The 5370-nt window shown below is 36.0% G+C and carries 4 protein-coding genes; all 4 read right to left on the bottom strand.

Going from position 1 to position 5370, the window contains the following annotated elements:
* Positions 1-228 precede the first annotated feature (228 nt).
* The 4 genes from F6K54_RS39605 to F6K54_RS39620 all read right to left on the bottom strand — a co-directional run bounded on the left by F6K54_RS39605 (position 229) and on the right by F6K54_RS39620 (position 5220).
* On the bottom strand, positions 229-1191 hold the full coding sequence (locus F6K54_RS39605; RefSeq protein WP_293089774.1) for a pentapeptide repeat-containing protein: 963 nt from the start codon (positions 1189-1191) through the stop codon (positions 229-231).
* A gap of 486 nt (positions 1192-1677) precedes the next feature.
* Positions 1678-2241 (bottom strand): PEP-CTERM sorting domain-containing protein, encoded by a 564-nt coding sequence (locus tag F6K54_RS39610; protein ID WP_293089776.1) that lies wholly within the window; start codon positions 2239-2241, stop codon positions 1678-1680.
* Positions 2242-3104: 863 nt separating this feature from the next.
* Positions 3105-4751 carry an iron uptake porin gene (locus tag F6K54_RS39615; RefSeq protein ID WP_293089778.1) on the bottom strand — a complete coding sequence of 549 codons (1647 nt, stop codon included), beginning with the start codon at positions 4749-4751 and terminating at the stop codon, positions 3105-3107.
* Between the two features lie 229 nt (positions 4752-4980).
* A complete protein-coding gene (locus F6K54_RS39620; RefSeq protein ID WP_293089780.1) occupies positions 4981-5220 on the bottom strand; it encodes a hypothetical protein in 240 nt (79 codons plus the stop codon).
* Positions 5221-5370 lie beyond the last annotated feature (150 nt).

The following is a 5370-nucleotide window of genomic DNA, read 5'->3' on the forward strand; positions in this document are numbered from 1 at the left end:
TCAGAAGGTTTTCTTTCATTGTCACCTTAATTTTATACACGCTCCGATGCTACCGGACATGATATAATTGGCTAGGTCTCCTCAGAATGCAAGAGGCACTCAAGACAGGCAGAAGGGAATTTTAACTCCTGACCTCTCTGGCCCGTGACCGAAGGGAACAAGGGTATAAAACCTCATCCAATTGTTTCTTCTGCCCTCTGCCTTCTGCCTTCTGCCTTCTGCCTTCGTTTATTCTTCTTCATCATTTCTAATAGTACCGTCTGGCATAATTGTATTATCAAAAATTACCCCATCTAAGTCAGCATTTTCTAAATTAGCATTAGTAAAATTTGCATTAGTTAAATTTGCATAGCTTAAGTCAGCATTCTCTAAATTAGCATTAGTAAAATCTGTATCGCTCAAGTCTGTCTCACTCAAATTTGCACCACTTAAATTGGCATTACTAAAATTAGCAGAATTTATTTCTTGCTCGGATAAATCTACATTACTTAAATCTTTGCCACTCAGATCGCTGCCTTCACTAATAAACATTAATCCTGCTTCATTAGGGTCAATTTCTGGTGGTATATTTTGTGGATCTAAGTACCAAGCATTCTGAAAATTAACATTAGTATAGTTAACTTCACTCCAACCAGACATAGCTTTAATTTGAGCATGACTGAAGTCAGCATTACTCAGATTTGAACCCTGAATATAAACATCATAAAAAGTTGTGTGACTGAGATTGGCATTGTTCAAGTTACAGCTATTAAAATTGACTTCGCTTAATTGAGCATGACTAATATTTGCATCAGTCAAATTACAGCTATAAAAAGTTGATTGAAAGCCCCCCATTTGAGTTAAATTAGCATTAGTCAAATTGGAATCATCTATGGTGCTATGGTCATAACTTGTATCTGTTAAATCTGCATTGGTTAAATCTAGATTTTGCCAAGATATTCCTTCTAAGTTAACGTGACTGAGATTAGCATTTCTGAAAGTAGTATTTTCTACTTCCGTACTAACTAACTGAGCATTACTTAAATTAGCATTATCTAAATTCATATTTTGCAATTTTGCTCCTTCGAGGTTGGCAGAACTGAGACTAATTTCCTCTAGAGAAATATTGCTTAATTTAATAGATTTTAATTCCACACCAGAAAAATCTCTTTCTCCAGCTTGATAACGTTGGATTAATTCATCGCTATTCATATTTTTTTTCTCCGGTAGTAACTGGGAAAATAATATCATACAGGACTTACGGATAACCACCACACATACTAGGGGTTAACCCGCTGTTAACCCTCTACAAGAGGTAATTATTAATTAGGGTTTGCTGAAAAAGTCTTATGGGTGAGGGTAGGAGTCAGGAGTCAGGAGAAATGGGAATTATAGAGGGGATAGTAGGAAGAATAGTCCCTTGATTTTTTTGCCCAATTCTTGACCAAAATCCACTCATTTTTGAACCATTACTACCTAAAACTTCGCACTTTTTGACACTTAAAAAGGCTAAAATATTTATCTACAAAGACTTTTAGATTTATTCAGCAAGCCCTAATTATTAATTATTAATTATTAATAATTAATTATTGAAAATACCCATGCTACCGGACATGATATAAGTCCTGAAAAACATAAAAAAAGCCTTTCCCTAATAGGGAAGAGGGTTAGATTTCTAACTTTTTATTGACTGAAAATTTAGCCAACATTACGTTTCAAGCGAGAACCTAATCCTAATCCTGTTACAGTCAATAGTCCTAAAATTGTAGCTGGTTCGGGGGTTGATTCATATTTGGCTTGGATGTCAAATGACCATGTTTGTGTAACCCCTGGTGATAAGTTAGCATCGAGTAGCTCAATCATAATAGAGTTATCAGTAAAAGATATGTCATGAACTAAATCTTCGTCTCCCGATGTGAGAGTTACATCTGTAATAAATCCGAGGGGATCTACCCAATCTAGATCGGATAGTGTCCACTTAGTATTACCACTAATAAAGGAACCTAATCCTCCTGTATACTTAATATCGAAGGATTCGCTGTCGATATCAATAGAAAACATATCAATAAGATTGTAATTGATTTCAATGTCAGAAGTGACACTAACATTATGGCTAAGGTCAATAGCAGGATTAGTAGTCTGGAATCTGGTTCCGATAGTATCACCCAATAAAGCAGCTTGAGTAGGGGTATTAGTTACCATGAAACCGATGGAACTGATGGCAGTTCCTAAAGCTAGTTTAGTCAGTGTTTTTAATAACATAAAATATTACTCCTTAAATGATATAATTTTGTGTGGTTTGGGTATATTTTTTTGTTTATTTTTTTGCTTATACAACTACTTTTACATAGTGTTCTGGAAATAACAAGTGTTTCTTCAAAACTTAATTTAAACTTCATCAAAAGTATGTATAATACGAAGTTTTACTGAGTCATCAGAAAAAGTAGGTAGGAAATTATTAATATTTTATTATAATAGATATATCCTTCAAAAGAGGGAGCAGGGACTTTGCGTGCAATGTCCGTACATAGTAGGAATTAGGGGTAAATAATTGATGATTTATATACGATAATTGATTTTATTTTTGATTTTTTGGAGATGTCTAATATAGTTTTTCTTCAGTAGTATGGGCTAGATTGGAAATATTTTAGTAAGCATTCAGCTATCAGCAGTCAGCTAGCCTCCTCCGGAGGAACTACGTTAACAGCAATTAGTAATGAATAATTACTTATAAGGTTTTATATAGAGATTTTTGCAGTAACTTTTTATTCTTTTACCAGAAGGAAGAAGGAAGAGGGAAGAAGGAAGAAGGAAAAATATTGGTTTTTCTGAGTTTTAAGCTTTTGAACTGTCCTAACTCTCCACCTAAAACCTACTACCTAAAACTTTCTTCAAAAATAAAAAACAGTGCGTAACGTACCAGTAAAAATCGTACCATTACTTTTTTGATTACTAGGATCAAAAACAACTTGTAAAACAGGAGAAATCTGAATATTATCGTTCACTGCTACCAGAAGGAAGAAGGAAGAGGGAAGAAGGAAGAAGGAAAAATATTGGTTTTTCTGAGTTTTAAGCTTTTGAACTGTCCTAACTCTCCACCTAAAACCTACTACCTAAAACTTTCTTCAAAAATAAAAAACAGTGCGTAACGTACCAGTAAAAATCGTACCATTACTCTTTTGATTACTAGGGTCAAAAACAACTTGTAAAACAGGAGAAATCTGAATATTATCGTTCACTGCATAATTATAAAAAACTTCCAAATTTGTCTGAGTTGAATTACCAATTTCATCCACAACAAAAGGCTGCCCAACTGCAACTCCCAAGCGATCGCCTTCTTGTAAAACATCTAATCCAGAAATACCTGCCATCCAATAGTTCGGATTGATATCCCCAAAATCTGTATCCTCATAGCTGCTATAACCATAGCGACCAAAAACAGCAAACTTGGTAGAAAAACCCCACTCAAAATTCACTCCCACCGCATCAAAATTGCGAGAAAAAACTTTTCCTCCACTGTAAAGCAAACGTAGACTAAATCTAGACGAAGGATTATATTCAAATTCCACCATTCCTTGATGAAAACCAAATAAACCCCTGGAACCCCTGCCATCAGAATAGAGTAGTGATGTAAACACAGAGACTGGCAAAGGACCTTGACCATTTTGGGAAGGGTTAGCTGAGTCTGGGGCAATGTATAAAGCACGAAGGTTGAAAGCACTGCCACCAGGGTTCCATTCTAATATTGCTCCACCACCGATACCATTAACAGGAAATGCAACGTAGTTATAAACTAGGTTTTCTGTGGAAAAGTCGCGAAAGCTTAAATCAGCGTAACTGTTATTATCTATATAATCCAACGCTTCTATTAATGGTCCGATAGATAAAGACAAATTTTCCACAACCTGAAAACTGTAGAATACTCTCCCAATACCAAAATCGTCATCTCCTGGGGGGCGTTTGGAGAAATCTAGAATACTACCAAAGTTGGGTTCGAGTATAGCTGTAGCGTTATCAATAAAACCATTACTTCCTGTATCAACCCGTACTTTTAATAAGTCTGTACCTCGGAAACTGGTATCAAAATCGAAAACTACTCGATATAGAAACGTAGCTTGAGGATTTTCGTCTGCAAGCTCTATTCCATTGGGGTCAATAAGTCGATCGCCATCAAACCCACCAGCATTCACGGCAAAAATTGTCTGACCGTTTAATTTGGTGGTAGTGGAAAACTGTTGTGCTTCTAAAGCAGCTACTCGATTTTCTAAACCCTCAGTGCGTGCTTTCAGGTTAGCTATTTCTACCTGAAAATCTTGTATAAGTTTTTCGATAACTATCAGGTCGTCTTGTTGAATTAATTCTGCTTGATTTTCTGCCAGGAAACTTTCGATGGTTTGCCAACAAGCATTTACAGCTGCGGCAAATTCATATCTGGTGATAGCACGGTTGCCTCGGTAAGTATTGTCGGGATAACCGGAGAGACAGTCGTAGCGATCGCGTAAACTTATTAATGCTTCATAGGCCCAGTCGGAGGGTAAAATATCATTTAGTTGGTAAACAGGTATTTGTTGGGTAATGGGGTCATTAGATTTAGAGTTACTAAATTCTTCAGCATACTCTTGAATTTCTCCCATCAACTCCTGCTTATCTTCTGTGGCCAGAGTACAACGAGTGTTTAAACATGACAAATTGATTAAAATCAAGCTAATAACGATAAAAATCTTACGATTATGATTTTTTTTATCAATACCATGAATTTTAAATGTTTGCAAAATATTTCTCCCTAAAAGTAGTCTATTCTGATGTCAGATTTTATCATTAATATGAGACAATTTAGTCTTGAAAGATGGGAGAAATTAGGAAAAAAATATTGTTGGCATTAACAACTTATACACTGTTGGTAAACAAAAAACTCAGTAAGGTATGTGACAGTACGCTTACCATTTGTAGAATAATGGTCGGTTTTATAACATTTTCAAAAAATATTGCTACATTGGCTATTCAAGGTATTATATCAAATCCGCTTAATTCGGTATAAAAAAACTTCTTCCTTCTAGTGCAGGATGGCGGAAATAACTGACCAGTTAAAAAAGGTTCAAAAGCTTGTACAATAACCTTTCTTCCCTTCCCCCTGTTGCCTCCTGCCTTCTGCCTTTTTGCACTAGCCTTTTCTTCCCTTCTGCCTTCTGCCTTCCTTCCTCCAAAGTGTGGGTATTCAACCGGATTTGATATTATTCTCACCTACTCCCCTGCTCAACAAAATGTATAGCGCTGTGCGCAGGCAACAGGCAACAGGCAACAGGCAACAGGGGGAATGAATTGCTGATAATATAAGACTTTTAGCTATTTGGCCCCTCCTGCAATTTGTAAATATACCAGCGCTCATTGCTA

It is taken from the genome of Okeania sp. SIO3B5 (genome assembly GCF_010692555.1).
Classification (GTDB): Bacteria; Cyanobacteriota; Cyanobacteriia; order Cyanobacteriales; family Microcoleaceae; genus Okeania.